This is a genomic window from Nonomuraea sp. NPDC004186 (assembly GCF_053603495.1).
In genome coordinates this window covers 118,326-133,864 of sequence record NZ_JBSGFQ010000022.1, presented here as the reverse complement: position 1 = coordinate 133,864, position 15,539 = coordinate 118,326, and the positions used below count along the sequence as shown (strand labels likewise).

Genomic DNA, 15,539 nt, shown 5'->3' with positions numbered 1-15,539 from the left:
GCTCGCACGCGGGCCGGCGCCTCTTCGTGTCTAGCGGGTGCCGCGGTGCACGACCAGGAGCTGGTCGCGGGTGGCGTTCCGGTCGCGGTAGGCGATCGCGGCCGGGGCCTCGGCGCTGTGATGGCCGGGCAGCCGCTCGTCGGCACTCCACGAGGAGCCGTCGAAGACGGTCCACCACAGGCGCTGGTCGCTCGCGCCGCGGTGGACGCAGTAGAGGCGGTCCTTGTAGACGGTCAGCGCGGGGCCCTCGGCGGCCGAGTGCATGGTCAGCTTCTGGTCGGGCGTCCAGGCGGAGCCGTCCCAGCGCGTCCACCACAGGCTGGAGTCCTTGCCGGTGTGCACGCAGTAGAGGTGGCCCCGCCAGATGGCCAGCGCCGGGTTGGACCGGCAGGCGTGCTGGGGCAGCTGGGTGCAGGGGCTCCACGAGGAGCCGTCCCACCGCGTCCACCACAGGGTGGAGTCGGTGCCGGCGTGCACGCAGTAGAGCTGCCCGTCGAACGTGGCCAGCGCGGGGGCGGAGGCGCTGGGGTGCTCGGGGAGCTTGGCGTCGGGGCTCCAGGTGGAGCCGTCCCACCGCGTCCACCACAGGTTGTCGTCGCCGTCGCCGCGGTGCACGCAGTAGAGCCGCCCGTCGTACGCCGCCAGCGCCGGGGCCGAGTCGCTGACGTGCCCGGGCAGTCTCCGGTCCGCGCTCCACCCTTCCTGGGCGTCGTAGACCGTCCACCACAGGCTGGGATCGTCGACCTCGCCGCGGTGGACGAGGACCAGCCCGTCCTGGAACTCCGCGAGGGCCGGGGCCGACACGCTGAAGTGCTCGACGAACGTCTGGTCAGGAGCCCACCCCTCGCCGGGCTCGTGAACCGTCCAGTACAGCCGCTCCCCGTCGCGCCGGTCCTCGCGGGCCGGCACCAGCATGGCGGGCGCGACCCACGGCGAGACCAGCTTCACGCCGTACGGCCGGGCGACCGAGGTGATCCAGTCGGCCTTGGCGCGCACCTGCCGCTCGATGTGCGGGGCGAGCCAGGAGCCCAGCACGGTGGCCGCGGCCTCGCCGACGAGCTGCGGGATCTCGGCGGCCAGCAACGCGGCGCTCTCGTTGAGGTGGATCTCGAAACCCCACCACCTGGAGACCGGCCAGACCTCCGCGCCCATGGCGCCGAGCTCGCTCTGGAGCCGCTTTACGCGGTCCTGGGCCTGGGGCGACAGCCCGGCGATCTGGCGCCCGCTCTCCCGCTTGGCCGCCGACCACTCGACCTCGACGGCCTCCCGTACGGACGACTCGTCCAGCAGCTCGCTCTCGACGGCCGCGTCCACGGCGGCGGCGGCCACCGGGTCGTCCTGGCTGTGCAGCAGCACCTCCTCGCCGTCCACCTCCGCCGTGTCGAGCCCCGCTCTGTCGGCCCGGGTGTCATCAGTCATTTCCAGCCCCCCTGGAGTGATCCGCACCATTCGATGCGCATATGCACCATCTATGGTAACCAGAGGTAGTTGTCCGATTACTCTCCAGGGTGTCTCCGGAGCTACCTCTCGACGTCCACGGTGAAGGCGTCGAAAACCGCCCGGCCCGCGCCGTCCCCCGCCGCGAACAGGCCCAGCACCGCCCCCACCCACCGGCTCTGCGTGGCCTGGAAGGCAGCGCCGACCTCGCGCAGCCCGTCGCCGGTGTCGGCCAGGAACGTGACGAGCGCGTTCTCCCCGATCCGCGCGCCGACGGTGACGTGCGCGCCGTCCTTGACGGGCAGGGGCTCCATGCCCCCTTCCAGGTCCCCTTCTATGCCTCCGCGCACCAGGACGGTCCCGTCCGCCGTGCGCTCCAGCCCGACGTAGGCGTAGGTGAACCCGAGCACGACCAGCCCCGCCCGGCCCTCGCCGTCCAGGGTGAGGCCGGTGGTGACCGTGCACGGGTCGCCGGGCAGCCGCTGCCCGAGCACGGACGGGCGCTCCCTGAGGTCCTCCGGCCCCGGCGCGCAGGCCAGGCGGAGGGTGCCGTCCCGCAGCTCCCACCAGGAGGGATCGGGGTTGGCCTGCCAGCTCCACTGCAGGCCGAGCCCGGGCCCGGCGAAGTCGTCGGAGGTGGCGGGCTCGGCCGGCGCGCCGCCGGGGACGGGCACGGGGCCGCCGGGCACCGGCTCACCGTCCGCGCCCATGACCGGCCAGCCGTCCTCCCAGGCCATGGGCTGCAGGTGGACGACCCTGCCGTAGGCGCCGCGGTCCTGGAAGTGCATGAACCAGTGCTCGCCCGACGGGGTGTCCACCCAGCCGCCCTGGTGCGGCCCGTTCACGTCGGTGCCGCCCTGCTCCAGCACGATCCGGTCCTCGTACGGGCCGAAGATCGAGCTCGCCCGGAACACCGACTGCCAGCCCTGCTCCACGCCCCCCGCCGGCGCGAAGACCAAGTACGTGCCGTCGCGCTTGTAGAGCTTGGGCCCCTCCAGCGTCCGGTAGCCGGGCAGCAGGTCGGCGTCGATGATCAGGGTGCCCTCGTCCAGCACCTCGCGGGCGTCCGGCGACATGCGGTGCAGGGTGAGCCGGTTGTTGACGCCGGCGCGGCTCTTGGCCCAGCCGTGCACCAGGTACGCCTGGCCGTCGTCGTCCCACAGCGGGCACGGGTCGATGAGCCCGGCGCCCGGCTTGACCACGTGCGGCGCGGTCCACGGACCCCGCGGATCCTCCGCGCTCACCACGTGGATCCCCACGTCGGGGTCGCCGTAGAAGATCCAGAACCGCCCGTCGTGATGGCGCAGCGAGGGCGCCCACACGCCGCAACCCGGCCGCACGTCGTCATATCCGCTCGTCACGGCATGCCCGATGATCGTCCAGTTGACCAGGTCGCGCGAGTGCAGGATCGGCAGGCCCGGGACCTTGGTGAACGTGGAGGCGGTCAGGTAGAAGTCCGCGCAGACGCGGATCACGTCGGGGTCGGACCAGTCGGCGTTCAGCACGGGGTTGCGGTAGGTCGTCATCCCTCACTCCTTGGCGGCACCTGCTGCAATCGGTTGCAGGAAACGTCGCACCCGCACGTACCTCGCGTCAAATGGCCCGAGTGTCCGCCGACCGCCGGGAGCAGGCCGTCATGCCTGAAATTCGAAATTTTCGGGACGCTGGCCTGGCGATTCCCCGGCGCGGCGGGGAGAGTGGGGGTCATGACGGTCGAGGACCAGCCCCAGCAGTTGCCCAAACTGGCCGTGATCGCCCGCGAGGCCGGCGTGTCCGTTGCAACCGTTTCCAAAGCTCTCAACGGCCGCTCCGACGTCTCCGCCCACACCCGCCGGCTGGTCGCCGAGGTGCTGGAGCGGCGTGGCTACCCCAGGCAGCGGGTCAGGCCCGCCCGGGGGAGCATGGTGGACGTCATGCTGCAGGCCCTCGACTCGCCGTACGCGCTGGCGATCCTGGGCGGGGTGGAGGACGCGGCCTGGCGGGCGGGCGTGGACCTGGTGGTCTCGGCCGTGTGCGACCGCACCAAGCACGGCCAGCCCCCGCCCGCGTGGCTGGACCGGATCGGCGCCCGCGACAGCGCCGGCGTCCTGCTCGTGCGCACGTCGCCGACCGCCGCGCAGCGGGCCTGGCTGGCCGACCGGGGGATCCCCGCGGTGATCGTCGACCCGCGCCGCAAGCCGCCGTCCGGCCTGCCCGCCGTCGCCTCGGCCAACCTGGACGGCGCGCGGGCGGCCACCGAGCACCTGATCGCCCTCGGTCACTCGCGGATCGCCGTCGTCACGGGCCGCCCCGGGGTCCCGTGCGCGGCCGAACGGCTGGCCGGCCACCGCCAGGCCATGGCCGCCGCCGGGCTCCGGGCCGACCCCCGGTGGGAGGCGTGCGGCTACTTCCAGCAGGGCGACGCCTTACGAGCCACCCGCCGCCTGCTCGCCTCCCTCCCCCAACCGCCGACCGCCGTCTTCGCCTGCTCGGACTCCATGGCCGTCGGGGTGTACCAGGCGCTGGGCGAGCACGGGCTGCGCGTGCCCGACGACGTGAGCGTGATCGGCTTCGACGACTCCTTGGCCGCCGCCCACGTCACGCCGGCCCTCACCACGGTCCGCCAGCCCTGGCCCGAGCTGGGCGCGGCGGCGCTGACGGCACTGCTCACCGACGGCGCTGCGGGCCGGATCGAACTGCCGACCGAGCTCGTCACGCGCTCGAGCACCGCTCCGCCCCGGCCGTCCTGACCACTTTGTTCAAATTCACCTACTCGTACATGAGCCTTGGTGATCGAGTCACTGCCGGAGTCCTCCGCTTCGTGGGTGGATCGGATGGCGGCGGCCAGGGACCGGCGCGGTTACAGTTGATGCGTGACTGCCCTGCACGACGCTACCGAGTTGAGCGTCACCGAGGCGACCCAGCGAGGGGTTGCCCGCCTGGTGGCCGAGGCGGAGCAGGGGATCGATCTGGTGGTCACCCGCCGGCACCAGCCGGTGGCGGCCGTGGTGAGCATCCGGCGGCTCAACGAGTTGGAGAAGGCAGCGGCCGATCTGCGGGATCTGGCGCTGGTGCTCGCTCGGTCGGTCACTGACACGGGGGAGCGGGTCTCGCTCGATGAGGCGCTGGCCGCTTTCGGGCACACTCGCGAATCGCTGGCCGCCATCCCGCACGACGAGTAAACGTATCCGACGTCGTCTTCACGGCGCCGGCGGTCGACGGCCCTCGACGCATCGGCCCAGACACGGCGCCCAAGATACTCAAGAAGAACCTGCTGCCGCGCCGCTACCAGAGCTTCGGGACTGGAGGCCCTGAGTTGTGGGCAGGGTCGTCATCGAATCACTGATCTACCGCAGGTGCATGCGAATTCTGGAGCCTGCACTCGGCTTGAAGGTTCTTGGCCAGTTCCTCCAAAGTCGCTCCGCAGCGGACGTTGGCGAGCCCGCTATCACTACGTACCAAGTGGGTGCGGATCGCGACCCAGCCGCCGGCCATGTCTGTGATCTGCCACCCGGGGAACCTGCTGAGCAGGTGCTGCAGGGTCGCGTTCATGGTTGCACCCCTGCGACCAACGGCGAATGCGGATGCGCCCTGCGCAGCTCCGCGTAACGCACAGCGATACGCCGTGCGGCTCTGCCTGGCTCCGGGAGCGGGTGCCAGGCATAGACGGCACGCTTTCGGCCCGGCTCCCAGCCCGTATGCCACCAGAAGGCGTCATGGCGGCACCAGACGAGGAGTCCGACCCAGACGGAGACGAGTGCGATGCCGTAGCCGTCGTGCACGTCGCTGGAGATGTTCAGGTGGATCAACTTCCGCTGCAACTGCTGGGCCGCGTCCAGTGACGTGACGACCTGTGGGCCGAGCAGCGCTTGCTGCAGGTACATCCACCTACCTCCGGTGACTTCGGTGCCAGTACGGCTAAGTGAAGCCAGGTGGGCGGGACCTTTGAACTTCGCCGCAGCCCGGTGTCGGGACGTGTTGAGTCACCGAGAAACGTCCCGAGACGGCCTTGCAACGTCCCGGACGTTAACGTCCACTGGAACGCGTGAACGAGCGCCTACGCACAGCGATGCTCCGCCATGGTGTGGCCCTGGAAGACCTGGCCGAGACGTGTGGCGTCGAGCCCAAGACAGTCGAGCGCTGGATCAACACAGGTCGGGTCCCGCACCGGCGGCACAGGTGGGCAGCGGCGAAGCTGCTGACCGCTGACGAGACGTACCTGTGGCCTGACGTGCTGGAGAGCAGTCAAGCGCGCCGAGGCCGGGCGAACAGGTCGGAACTCGTGGAGGTCTTTCCCGACCGAGCCAGCGTGCCTCGTGAGCTGTGGCTACGGTTCCTGACCGACGCTCAGGAGCGGGTGGACGTCTTGGTCTTCTCAGGGACGTTCTACGCCCAGACGCAGCCGAAGATCGCTCGATCACTGGCCGAGGCTGCGCAACGCGGTGTCGCAATCAGGCTGTGCTTCGGAGATCCCACCGCCCAGTCTGTCGAGACCCGCGATCGCGAAGAAGGGTTGGGCGGGACGTTGGCCGCCAAGATCCGCTCTTCCCTGATCTATTACCGGGCGCTGCCCGAGTTGGATGGCTGCGAGGTTCGTCTGCACTCCACCACGCTGTACGCCTCGCTGTTCCGCTATGACGATGACGTCCTGGTCAATCCACACGTATACGGAGAACCGGCCTCGGCCAACCCGACCTTCCACTTCCGCCGCCTCGATGGCGGGACGATGGCCGAGCACTACATGTCGTCGTTCGAGCGCGTCTGGGCCGGAGCCGTTCCGTGGTCCGGCGCGGAGATCTGAGAGGCACCTCATGGGACGAGTTGAGTACTGGAACGACCCGAGCGCACCCAAGGCGAACAGTCTCGTACCGGCCTGTGGGACGGTCACCGTGGACGACGCGGGGCGCATCCTCATGCAGTGCCGTCGCGACACGGGCCAGTGGGCGTTGCCGATGGGCAAGATGGAGATCGGTGAGACGCCCTCGCAGTGCGCCGTGCGGGAAACCGAGGAGGAGACCGGTGTCTTGGTCGAGCCGGTGGGCATCCTTGGGATCTACTCCGACCCCGGTCACATCGTCGCCTACACGGACGGCGAGATCCGACAGGAGTACGAGGTCATGCTGATCGCCCGCCCGGTCGGCGGTCAGCCGGAGGTCAACGACGAGGCGAGCGATGTGCGGTGGGTTGAGCCGGGTGAACTGCACTTGCTGGACATTCACCCCACGCAGTGGCGGCAGCTCAACGACTACCTAGAGCAGAGGCATCCCCACGTTGATTGAACCCAGGCCATCCGTAGCCGCCATGTGTCGTAGAACGCTCTGGCAAAAACGCGAATGAGGGGAAGATCGAGAAGTGGACCGGGCACGGCGGGCGTTGTCTCGCTGCAAAGGCGAGGCGCACTCGGTGGACGAGGAGTGGTGATGACCGAGCGGACCGACTGGGCTGATCTTCGTGACCGACGACTGTCCGAGCCCGGGGCGGCCGAGGCATACGATGCGGCTCGTCTCGCCTTCGAACTCGGTCGGGCAGTACGACAGATGCGGGAATCTCGTGGGTGGAGCCAGAGTGAGCTGGCTCGTGCGGCTGACATGACCCAGTCAGCAGTGGCCCGTTTCGAAGGAGGAGGCACCGTGCCGACGCTGCCGGTCCTCGAGCGACTGGCCAGGGCTCTGGACGCCCAACTGGAGGTGCGGATCAGTCCACGTGCTCCCGCAGCCTGAGCCTGATTATCGCGCGAGACGTGCTACCACGAGCAGCATCAGACGGGTCCACCACCCGGCAGGCCGATCGCCATCTCGTGAATTCTTACGCTGCTCGGGCCAAAGCTGGTCGCCCCATGCTCCCCGGCCCACGAATTCTCCGAAGGCGAGCCGGTCCCGGGCGGGCAGCAGACGGCCCACTATCCAACCGGTCAACGGGCGGGACCGATGGCGCCGGAGGCGCGGGGGGTGCGCCGGAGGCGCCTGAATAGGGGCGTCTGAGCCCCTGCGCGAAGCGCCTCCGGCGAAGCCCTTTGTCCCGGGGCGGGTGTCAGCGGGCCCACCACCCAGACGGGTATCGGGTGGGTGGCCCCTGGCCCACCTACTACTTGCCGTCGTGGTCGTGGTGGCGCTGCGGGCGGGGGGCCACCACGTCGAAGGAGGCCGTGGCGGTCTTGTTGCCGACCTTGACGGTCACGGTCTTGCTGCCGGGCTTGGTCTTGGACGGCACGGTCAGGGTCTTGGTGGCCTCGCCATCGGAGAGCGTCACGCGGTAGCTCTTGCCCTCGGGGCTGGTCACGACGGCCGTGCCGGAGCGCAGGCCCTTGGCGGCGATCGTCACGTCGTACGAGTCGCCGGCGCGCACCCGGTCGGGGTCGACGGAGACCTTCAGCGCGAACCTGCGAGCGTCGTCGCGGCCCTTGACCCACTGCTCCTGGGTAACAGTGGGCGTGACGGGGTTCGAGTGCGTCGGCTGCGGGGCCTTGACGGTGGCCGCCGGCTGCGGCCTGGCGTCGGCGAACGCGGCGCCCGACAGGGGCAGCGTCAGCAGAGCGGCGCTGGCGAGGGTCACGGCGAAAGGCTTGGAGAAGCGCACTGGATACGAATCCAATCCGGGACGGACCTGGCCGAACATCTGAATTCAGCCCCGAAGGTCTTCCCTCGCCAATCACCCTGCCGAGCCAACCTGAGAAACGCCTGTGCTCACCTTATGTATTGGATAAGCGCAGGTAGTGGCCTCGACCTGGGATCGGTGATCTGCAACACATAATTTCTCTTATGCGATTCTCAGATTCTTCCCGGGTTCGTTCTCAGGATCGGCGGCCGCCTTGGGGAATCGGCGCGGCGACGCGATATTCGCGAGATCACGGCACGATCACGGCAAGCTGTGTGCCAGCTAAATCCGGACATAGGAGGACATAGAGGATGGGCTGAGAGGGATACCTTCCTGCCTCACAGACGCACCGAACGCTCATGGCGTTCCCGCGACGAGCAAGGAGTATCCCCTTGAAGATCAAGCACACCCTCGCCCCCGTCGGCGGCGGGCTGGCCGCCACGGCGCTGCTCGGCGCCTCGCTGGCGGGCGGCGCGCAGGCCACCCCGCACGTGAAGCCGACCGAGAGCGTCAGCATCACCACCGCCAAGGGCATCGCCGCCTACTGGCTGGAGAACAACGGCGCCGCGCTGAAGGCCGCCACCTACGTCGAGGAGGACACCACCGACGTCGACAAGCTCACCTCCACGGGCACCCCGTCCACCGACACCAAGGCGGGCTCGGTCGCCCCGACCGGCACCACCACGACCACCACCAAGTCGAAGAACGTCAACCTGCCGAAGACCGTCGGCAAGGTCTTCTTCGTCGACTCGGCGGGCAAGAAGCGCTGGTGCTCGGCCTCCTCCATCCAGGGCAAGTACGCCAACGTGGTCGCCACGGCCGGCCACTGCGTGTACGACACCGCCGATGACGAGCAGCTCATGGACAACTGGGTCTTCGTGCCCGGCTACTACCAGGGCAAGGCCCCGTGGGGCGTCTACGTCGGCAAGCAGGCGTTCGTGCACTACGACTACAGCGTGTACGAGGACTACGACCGCGACTACGCGTTCGTCTCGGTCTACAACGGCGTGACCGTCAAGGACTCGACCGTCACCAGGTCCGAGTACGAGGCCGACCGGGCCAAGCCGGGCACCGACACCACGAAGGCCGACCACGGCTACTACGACCGGTCGTCGAACACGTACCACGTGATCGACGCCACGGACGCGGGGCGGCTGGGCGACAACGTCGGCGGCCAGGGCATCTCCTGGAACCAGCCGCTGAAGAAGGCGCACTACGTGTTCGGCTACCCGCAGGCCGCGCAGCCCGACGGCAACAAGCCGTTCACCGGCGTCACGCCCAAGTGGTGCTACGGCACGACCACGGCCAAGACCGTGGGCTCGGCCGCCAAGAAGATCGAGGAGCACGTCGGGCTGAAGTGCTCCATGACCGCCGGCGCCGACGGCGGGCCGTGGCTGCTGAAGTACAGCAGTGCCAAGCGGCTCGGCTATCTCAACGGCGTGACCAGCGCGTTCTACGACCAGGACGAGAACGACCGGGTCGACTACATCAGCTCGCCGTACTTCGACGCCGAGACCTACAGCGTTTACGCCTCCGCGGCCAACGTCTGGTCCGGGAAGCTCTTCTGACCGAATAAGGGGTGACGGCCGCGCGTAGGAAGGGCCCGGCACGCCGCCGGGCCCTTCCGCGCATCGCCCGGGAGCAGCTCACAGGCGATTCACAAGCAGGCATCATCAAACCTTCATAGAGGGAGGTCATCGTCACCAATATGCACACGACCAGCCCGAACTCCCGGTCCGAGCCCGTGCGCCGATCGGACGGCAGCTCGATCAACATCCTCGTCGTGGACGACGAGCCTCCGCTGACCGAGCTCCTTTCCATGGTCATGCGCCAGGAGTCCTGGGACGTCCGCAGTGCGCACAACGGCAGCGAGGCCATCCGCGCGGCGCGCGGGTTCCGCCCGGACGCGATCGTCCTGGACGTCATGCTGCCCGACATGGACGGGATCCAGCTCCTTCCCCGGCTGCGCGCGGTGCTGCCGGGCGTGCCGATCCTGTTCCTGACCGCGCTGGACTCGCTCCAGGACCGGCTCGTCGGCCTGCGGGCCGGCGCCGACGACTACGTCACGAAGCCGTTCAGCCTGGAGGAGGTCGTCATCAGGCTGCGGGGCCTGCTGCGCCGCTCGGGCGCGGCCCAGGCGCGGGCCGACGCCGGGCTCGTGGTCGGCGATCTCACGCTGGACCAGGAGACCCACCAGGTACGGCGGGACGGCAAGGAGATCAGGCTCACGCCGACGGAGTTCGAGCTGCTGCGCTTCCTCATGCACAACCCGGGCCGGGTGCTCAGCAAGTCGCAGATCCTCGACCGGGTGTGGGCCTACGACTTCGGCGGCCAGAGCAACGTCGTCGAGCTGTACATCTCCTACCTCCGGCGCAAGATCGACGCGCAGCGGCAGCCGATGATCCACACCGTGCGCGGGGTGGGTTACACGCTCCGACCCGCCGGATGACGATGTCGCTGGAGACCAAGCTGGTGGTCTCCTCGATCGCGCTGCTGGTCACCGTCTGCGCCGTCATCGCCACCGCGACGACGCTGCTGTTCCAGGACTTCCTCACCGACCGGCTCGACAGCCAGGTCACCTCGGCCGCCCGGCGCTCGACCAGCGCGGCGGCGCAGCGGGACGACCCGCCGCCGCAGGCCCGGGAGGTGTCGTTCCTGCTGTCGCCCGGTCAGGCCGAGGGCACGTTCGGCGCGCGGATCCGCCAGGGGGTGGTGCGGCGGGCCGCCGTGCTGACCGGCATCACCACCGTGCGGGAGCTGCCCGCGCCACCGTCGCTCGCCGCCGTCACCCGCGAGCCCGTGACGGTCGACCTCGGTCCGCTGGGCGCCTACCGGATGGCCTCCGCCCGTACGCCCGACGGCGACGTGCTGGTCACCGGGCTGCCCATGACGGCCGTGGACTCCATGCTGACCAGGCTCGTCGTGGTGGAGGCCGCCGTCACGCTGGCGGGCGTCGCGCTGACGGCCGCCGCCGGCACCCTGCTCGTACGCCGTGCCGTACGCCCGCTCGGGCGGCTCGCGGCCACCGCTTCCAGGGTGTCGGAGCTGCCGCTGGCCACCGGGGACGTCGTGCGCCTGTCCCGCGTGCCCGAGGTGGACACCGACCCGCACACCGAGGTCGGGCAGGTGGGCGGCGCGCTCAACCGCATGCTCGGGCACGTCGAGACCGCCCTCGCGGTGCGGCACGAGAGCGAGACGAGGCTGCGGCGCTTCATCGCCGACGCCAGCCACGAACTGCGCACGCCGCTGGCCTCCATCGTCGGTTACGCGGAGCTGACCAGGCGAAGCGGCGAGTGGTACGGGCCGCAGACGGAGCACGCGCTCGGCCGCATCCGCTCGGAGGCGGGCCGGATGACCACGCTGGTGGAGGACCTGCTGCTGCTGGCCAGGCTGGACGCGGGCCGCCCGCTGGAGCGGGTGGAGCTGGACCTGTCGCCGATCGTGGTCAACGCGGTCGGCGACGCCTACGCGGCCGCGCCCCGCCACCGCTGGCTGATCAGCCTGCCCGACCAGCCCGCCCTGGTCCTGGGGGACGCCGACCGCCTGCACCAGGTGGTGACCAACCTCCTCGCGAACGCCCGTACCCACACCCCGCCCGGCACCACGGTCACCGCGACGGTCCGGCTCGGGGAGCGGGTGAGCGTCGAGGTCGCGGACGACGGGCCGGGCATTCCCGGACACGTGCTCCCCCACGTGTTCGGCAGGTTCGCGCGGGGCGACGGGTCGCGCTCCCGGCTGGCCGGCGGCAGCGGGCTGGGCCTGGCCATCGTGTCGGCGGTCACGGCGGCCCACGACGGGCGGGTCGAGGTACGCAGCGAGCCGGGGAACACGGTGTTCACGCTCAGCCTGCCGCCGGGGCGGACCCGGAAGTAGTTTTTGCGCCGAGTTTATCGAGGGCTTTCCGTGAAAAGGCGTCCCCCGGTGCTACCTTTCAGTGGATCATGTCGCGAGAAATGGCGGAAACGCATTGAGGGCATTGGTGCGGATTGTTGCGGGCCTCGCGTTCGGGTGCGGTGTGCTGCTGGCCCCGGCCGCCGCGTCGGCCGCGCCGCCGCCCGACGGAAGCTCCCTGCTCACCGAGCTGGTCGGCGCGGATCTCGGTACGGTACTCAGAGCGCTTCCCGGCGTTTTCTGCGGAAATCGACTGATCGCCTACAACTCGCCGTCGCCCAATTCTCCGACCAAGTGCGTGAACGGCGCGGAGAACAGCGGGAACTCCACCAACAGCGGGAACTACCACAATGAGGGAAATCCCATCAACAGCGGCAACTTCGATAATGCGAACGGCGCCGTGAACAGCAGCAACACCATCAACGGCGGCAACAACGCCAACGGCTCCCAGTCCATTTCCCGGTGATCTTCGATGACGACCTTCAGACGGCGAACCGGGGTGGTCGCGGCGCAGCTCGCGCTGATGTTGCCGCTGGCGCCCGCCTTTCCCGCTCTCGGGCACGGGATCCCCAAGGACAGCGGCAACTCCTGGAAGAGCGGCAACTACCGGAGCGTGGGCCGGCAGGTGAACAGCGGCAACTTCGAGAACGCGAACGGCTCCGTGAACACCGGCAACACCATCAACGGAAGCAGCAACAACAACGCCAACGGGCCCCAATGCATCCTCGTACGCAGAGCCGTCCTCAAGGGCGGCTGCTGACGGAAGGGCCGTGACCGAGCGCCCGCCTCATAGCGCCGTCGGGGTGCTCGCCGCGCCAGGCCACGTGCTGATCGGGGCGGACCAGCGTCAGGGGTACGCCCGGCAGATCCACGGCCCGCAGCGGCACCCCCAGCTCCCGCGCCTGCTCGGCCAGCGCCACGGCCTCCGGCAGGCGCTGGTCCCCGACCACGCTGAAGCCCCGGCCCAGCCGGTCGTACAGGGACACGCCGGGAGCCAGCCACCGGTGCGGCAGCCGCTCCCCGGTGCCCTCGGCGACGACGGGCGAGCCCTCGTAGGTGTAGCCGAGCACCAGGTCCAGGCTGTGGAACTCGCTGTCCTTCGTCCTGCGCACCGCCTCCGCCACGGCGGGCCGCACCTTCTCGAACTCGGCCTCCTCCCCCATCAGCGCCGGGTCGGCCAGCTCGGGGGCGAGGGTGGCCATGTTCGCGGCGGCGGCCTCGATGGTGTCGGCGGCCACCGGGCGGCGCTCGGTCTCGTAGGTGGCCAGTAACGTGGCGGGCGCCCATCCGTGCAGTACGGCGGCCAGCTTCCAGCCGAGGTTGACCGCGTCCCCGATCCCGGTGTTGAACCCATGTCCGCCGTACGGCGGATTCTGGTGCGCCGCGTCGCCCGCCAGGAACACGCGCTCGCTCGCGTACCGGTCGGCCAGCAGCATCCGCGCGGTCCACGGGTCGGTGGCCAGGATCTCCGCCTCGACGTCGGCACCCGCCAGGTTGCGGACCAGCCGCATCGGATCAGCGCCGGCGGCGGGGACGCCCTGGGCGATGCACCACCAGGTGTCCTCCAGGTCGAGGCGGCCGACGATGCCGGGCTGGGCGGGGTTCAGCACCCAGTAGTGCACGGCGGGGCCGTGCGGCATCCGCTCGGCCAGGCCGGGGGCGCGGAAGACGATGTTGAAGTTGGGCCTGGCGTCCTGGCGGCCCTCGTAGCGGGCGCCGATGGCCGCCCTGGTCACGCTGCGCGGGCCGTCGCAGCCGACCACGTACCGGGCGCGTACCTCACGCTCCTCGCCCGTGGCGGACGCGATGCGCACCGACACCCCGTCGGCGTCCTCCCGCAGCCCGGCCACCTGCCATCCGGTCAGCAGCGCGTCGCCGACGGCCTCCCGCAGCACCTCCTCCACCAGCGGCTGCGGCACCTGCTGGCCCGGCTCGGCCGCCAGCTCGGAGCCCACCAGGTCCAGCCCGAAGCACCCGCCGATCCTGGTGACCTCCCGTCCGAGCAGGCTGCTGACGAACACCGCCTGGTCCGACCACGCGACCGCCAGCGGGGCGCGCTCCCGCACCCGCTCCGCCAGGCCCCATCTCCGGAGCAGCTCCATCGAACGCGCCGACGTCGTCTTCGCGCGGGGCCGCAGCCACGACACCTCCTCGCGCGGCTCGACCACCAGGCACCTCACGCCCTGGTACGCCAGCTCCACCGCGACCGCCAGCCCCACGGGCCCGCCTCCGGCGACCAACACGGGCACATCCACAGGGGGCATGCTGTCCCTTCCCCCGCACCACCGCAACCCCCGCGCGGGCGCACTGGAGACCGGCTTGGGGGGTTGTTACGGTTTACGCCTCAACCGACGATCATCAAGGGGTTTGCATGACCGAGTCCTCGACGATGCCGCTGCACATGCGGCGGGTGGGGTTCGACCCGGCTCCCGAGCTGGCGGCGCTCAGGGAGGAGGAGGGGATCAGGCGCATCACGACCCCGTTCGGCCTGGACGTCTGGCTCGTCACCAGGTACGCGGAGGTCCGCGAGGTCCTCGGCGACGCCGAACGGTTCAGGATCGCCCAGCAGACGGTGGCGCGCCTCCCCGGAGCGCCCGAGATGACTCCCGAGCAGTTAGCCAAGATCCAGGCGGGCAACCTCCTCGGCGTGGACGCGCCCGAGCACACGCGGCTGCGCAGGATGCTGACCCCCGAGTTCACGAACCGGCGGATGCAGCGGCTGGAGCCCCGGATCAGGCGCATCGTGGACGACCACCTGGACGCCATGGAGGCCGCCGGTTCGCCAGCCGACCTGGTCACGTCGTTCTCGCTGCCGATCCCGTCGCTGGTCATCTGCGAGCTGCTCGGAGTCCCGTACGAGGAGCGGGACGGCTTCCAGCGCCGCACCAGCAGGATGCTCGACCTGTCGGTGCCCGGCGAGGAGCGGCTGGGGCTGCAGTTCGAGGCGCGCGCGTACATGGAGGCCCTGGTCCAGCGGATCCAGCAGGACCCGGGCGAGGAGCTGCTCGGCATGCTGGTACGCGAGCACGGCGACGACCTGACCACGGACGAGCTCGTCGGCATCGGCAGCCTGCTGCTGTTCGCGGGCCACGAGACCACCTCCAACATGCTGGCCCTGGGCACCCTGGCCCTGCTGCGCCACCCCGAGCAGCTCGAACTGCTCAGGAAGGAGCCCGAGCGCATCGACGCCACGGTGGAGGAGCTGCTGCGCTGGCTGAGCATCGTCAACTCGGGCACGACCAAGGTCGCGACGGCGGAGGTCGAGCTGAGCGGCCGTACCATCCAGCCCGGCGAGCTGGTCCTCTGCGCCCTGCCCGCCGCGAACCGCGACCCCGCCCTCATGTCCGACGCGAGCACGTTCGACATCTCCCGCGGCGCCCCCGGCCACGTCGCCTTCGGCCACGGCATCCACCACTGCCTGGGCGCCCCGCTGGCGCGCATGGAGCTGCGGATCGCCTTCCCGGCGCTGCTCCAGCGCTTCCCGGGCCTGCGCGAGGCGGGCGCCGCGGACTTCCGCTCCTCCCACATCGTGTACGGCATGAGCTCCCTGGAGGTGGCCTGGTAGACCTGCGGAAAACCGCAGGTCGATCCGGGCACGCGCATCATTCCGCCGCCATGGCCCGCGTACCTAGCGTTCC

17 protein-coding genes are annotated in these 15,539 nt (G+C 70.2%); 11 read left to right on the top strand and 6 right to left on the bottom strand.

Annotated elements, in window-relative coordinates:
* Positions 1-30 precede the first annotated feature (30 nt).
* Both ACWEPL_RS20290 and ACWEPL_RS20285 read right to left on the bottom strand, forming a co-directional pair.
* The gene (locus tag ACWEPL_RS20290; RefSeq protein WP_452437085.1) at positions 31-1,419 is read right to left on the bottom strand and encodes a hypothetical protein; all 1,389 of its coding nucleotides are present in this window, start codon (positions 1,417-1,419) and stop codon (positions 31-33) included.
* 101 nt (positions 1,420-1,520) lie between these two features.
* Positions 1,521-2,963, bottom strand: coding sequence for a glycoside hydrolase family 43 protein (locus ACWEPL_RS20285; RefSeq protein WP_452437084.1), 1,443 nt, complete (start codon positions 2,961-2,963; stop codon positions 1,521-1,523).
* A gap of 180 nt (positions 2,964-3,143) precedes the next feature.
* On the opposite strand from ACWEPL_RS20285, the gene ACWEPL_RS20280 reads away from it, so the two are divergent.
* Both ACWEPL_RS20280 and ACWEPL_RS20275 read left to right on the top strand, forming a co-directional pair.
* Positions 3,144-4,166, top strand: a complete 1,023-nt coding sequence (locus tag ACWEPL_RS20280) for a LacI family DNA-binding transcriptional regulator (protein ID WP_452437083.1) — start codon at positions 3,144-3,146, stop codon at positions 4,164-4,166.
* A gap of 123 nt (positions 4,167-4,289) precedes the next feature.
* Entirely contained in the window at positions 4,290-4,598 is a 309-nt protein-coding gene (locus tag ACWEPL_RS20275) for a type II toxin-antitoxin system prevent-host-death family antitoxin (RefSeq protein ID WP_363978094.1), read from the top strand.
* A 157-nt stretch (positions 4,599-4,755) separates the two neighbouring features.
* Here the strand turns inward: ACWEPL_RS20275 and ACWEPL_RS20270 are convergent, their stop codons facing one another.
* Both ACWEPL_RS20270 and ACWEPL_RS20265 read right to left on the bottom strand, forming a co-directional pair.
* Positions 4,756-4,968, bottom strand: coding sequence for a hypothetical protein (locus ACWEPL_RS20270; protein WP_452437082.1), 213 nt, complete (start codon positions 4,966-4,968; stop codon positions 4,756-4,758).
* Positions 4,965-5,300, bottom strand: coding sequence for a hypothetical protein (locus ACWEPL_RS20265; protein WP_363978088.1), 336 nt, complete (start codon positions 5,298-5,300; stop codon positions 4,965-4,967). Before ACWEPL_RS20265 ends, ACWEPL_RS20270 begins: the two co-directional genes overlap by 4 nt.
* A 161-nt stretch (positions 5,301-5,461) precedes the next feature.
* Here ACWEPL_RS20265 and ACWEPL_RS20260 point away from each other — a divergent pair, with 161 nt between their 5' ends.
* The 3 genes from ACWEPL_RS20260 to ACWEPL_RS20250 are packed head-to-tail and all read left to right on the top strand — an operon-like array spanning position 5,462 to position 7,136.
* A complete protein-coding gene (locus ACWEPL_RS20260) occupies positions 5,462-6,217 on the top strand; it encodes an XRE family transcriptional regulator (protein ID WP_452437081.1) in 756 nt (251 codons plus the stop codon).
* Positions 6,218-6,227: 10 nt separating this feature from the next.
* The gene (locus ACWEPL_RS20255) at positions 6,228-6,695 is read left to right on the top strand and encodes an NUDIX domain-containing protein (protein ID WP_355193822.1); all 468 of its coding nucleotides are present in this window, start codon (positions 6,228-6,230) and stop codon (positions 6,693-6,695) included.
* 54 nt (positions 6,696-6,749) lie between these two features.
* Positions 6,750-7,136 carry a helix-turn-helix domain-containing protein gene (locus ACWEPL_RS20250; protein WP_363978078.1) on the top strand — a complete coding sequence of 129 codons (387 nt, stop codon included), beginning with the start codon at positions 6,750-6,752 and terminating at the stop codon, positions 7,134-7,136.
* Between the two features lie 364 nt (positions 7,137-7,500).
* Here the strand turns inward: ACWEPL_RS20250 and ACWEPL_RS20245 are convergent, their stop codons facing one another.
* Entirely contained in the window at positions 7,501-7,968 is a 468-nt protein-coding gene (locus ACWEPL_RS20245; RefSeq protein ID WP_363978075.1) for a hypothetical protein, read from the bottom strand.
* 434 nt (positions 7,969-8,402) lie between these two features.
* Here ACWEPL_RS20245 and ACWEPL_RS20240 point away from each other — a divergent pair, with 434 nt between their 5' ends.
* The 5 genes from ACWEPL_RS20240 (at position 8,403) to ACWEPL_RS20220 (ending at position 12,661) form a co-directional block, all read left to right on the top strand.
* Complete coding sequence (locus ACWEPL_RS20240; protein ID WP_452437080.1) at positions 8,403-9,578, top strand: trypsin-like serine peptidase; 1,176 nt, start codon at positions 8,403-8,405, stop codon at positions 9,576-9,578.
* Positions 9,579-9,718: 140 nt separating this feature from the next.
* The gene (locus tag ACWEPL_RS20235) at positions 9,719-10,459 is read left to right on the top strand and encodes a response regulator transcription factor (protein ID WP_350723497.1); all 741 of its coding nucleotides are present in this window, start codon (positions 9,719-9,721) and stop codon (positions 10,457-10,459) included.
* Entirely contained in the window at positions 10,456-11,883 is a 1,428-nt protein-coding gene (locus tag ACWEPL_RS20230; RefSeq protein WP_452437079.1) for a sensor histidine kinase, read from the top strand. The genes ACWEPL_RS20235 and ACWEPL_RS20230 overlap by 4 nt, the downstream gene beginning before the upstream one ends.
* 142 nt (positions 11,884-12,025) lie before the next feature.
* Positions 12,026-12,367: a hypothetical protein gene (locus ACWEPL_RS20225; RefSeq protein ID WP_452437078.1), complete on the top strand. Its 342-nt coding sequence runs from the start codon at positions 12,026-12,028 to the stop codon at positions 12,365-12,367.
* Positions 12,368-12,373: 6 nt separating this feature from the next.
* Positions 12,374-12,661, top strand: coding sequence for a hypothetical protein (locus ACWEPL_RS20220; RefSeq protein WP_363978063.1), 288 nt, complete (start codon positions 12,374-12,376; stop codon positions 12,659-12,661).
* On the opposite strand, the gene ACWEPL_RS20215 is transcribed toward ACWEPL_RS20220, so the two are convergent.
* Positions 12,645-14,165 carry an FAD-dependent monooxygenase gene (locus ACWEPL_RS20215; protein WP_452437077.1) on the bottom strand — a complete coding sequence of 507 codons (1,521 nt, stop codon included), beginning with the start codon at positions 14,163-14,165 and terminating at the stop codon, positions 12,645-12,647. The genes ACWEPL_RS20220 and ACWEPL_RS20215 overlap by 17 nt on opposite strands.
* Before the next feature lie 107 nt (positions 14,166-14,272).
* On the opposite strand from ACWEPL_RS20215, the gene ACWEPL_RS20210 reads away from it, so the two are divergent.
* The gene (locus ACWEPL_RS20210; protein ID WP_363978057.1) at positions 14,273-15,466 is read left to right on the top strand and encodes a cytochrome P450; all 1,194 of its coding nucleotides are present in this window, start codon (positions 14,273-14,275) and stop codon (positions 15,464-15,466) included.
* Positions 15,467-15,539 lie beyond the last annotated feature (73 nt).

Excerpts from the sequence above, each read along its gene's own strand:
- ACWEPL_RS20250 (WP_363978078.1), top strand. The coding sequence starts at position 6,750 with ATGAGGGGAAGATCGAGAAGTGGACCGGGCACGGCGGGCGTTGTCTCG.
- ACWEPL_RS20215 (WP_452437077.1), bottom strand. The coding sequence starts at position 14,165 with ATGCCCCCTGTGGATGTGCCCGTGTTGGTCGCCGGAGGCGGGCCCGTG.
- ACWEPL_RS20285 (WP_452437084.1), bottom strand. The coding sequence starts at position 2,963 with ATGACGACCTACCGCAACCCCGTGCTGAACGCCGACTGGTCCGACCCC.
- ACWEPL_RS20270 (WP_452437082.1), bottom strand. The coding sequence starts at position 4,968 with ATGAACGCGACCCTGCAGCACCTGCTCAGCAGGTTCCCCGGGTGGCAG.
- ACWEPL_RS20255 (WP_355193822.1), top strand. The coding sequence starts at position 6,228 with ATGGGACGAGTTGAGTACTGGAACGACCCGAGCGCACCCAAGGCGAAC.
- ACWEPL_RS20265 (WP_363978088.1), bottom strand. The coding sequence starts at position 5,300 with ATGTACCTGCAGCAAGCGCTGCTCGGCCCACAGGTCGTCACGTCACTG.
- ACWEPL_RS20235 (WP_350723497.1), top strand. The coding sequence starts at position 9,719 with ATGCACACGACCAGCCCGAACTCCCGGTCCGAGCCCGTGCGCCGATCG.
- ACWEPL_RS20290 (WP_452437085.1), bottom strand. The coding sequence starts at position 1,419 with ATGACTGATGACACCCGGGCCGACAGAGCGGGGCTCGACACGGCGGAG.
- ACWEPL_RS20210 (WP_363978057.1), top strand. The coding sequence starts at position 14,273 with ATGACCGAGTCCTCGACGATGCCGCTGCACATGCGGCGGGTGGGGTTC.
- ACWEPL_RS20220 (WP_363978063.1), top strand. The coding sequence starts at position 12,374 with ATGACGACCTTCAGACGGCGAACCGGGGTGGTCGCGGCGCAGCTCGCG.
- ACWEPL_RS20280 (WP_452437083.1), top strand. The coding sequence starts at position 3,144 with ATGACGGTCGAGGACCAGCCCCAGCAGTTGCCCAAACTGGCCGTGATC.
- ACWEPL_RS20230 (WP_452437079.1), top strand. The coding sequence starts at position 10,456 with ATGACGATGTCGCTGGAGACCAAGCTGGTGGTCTCCTCGATCGCGCTG.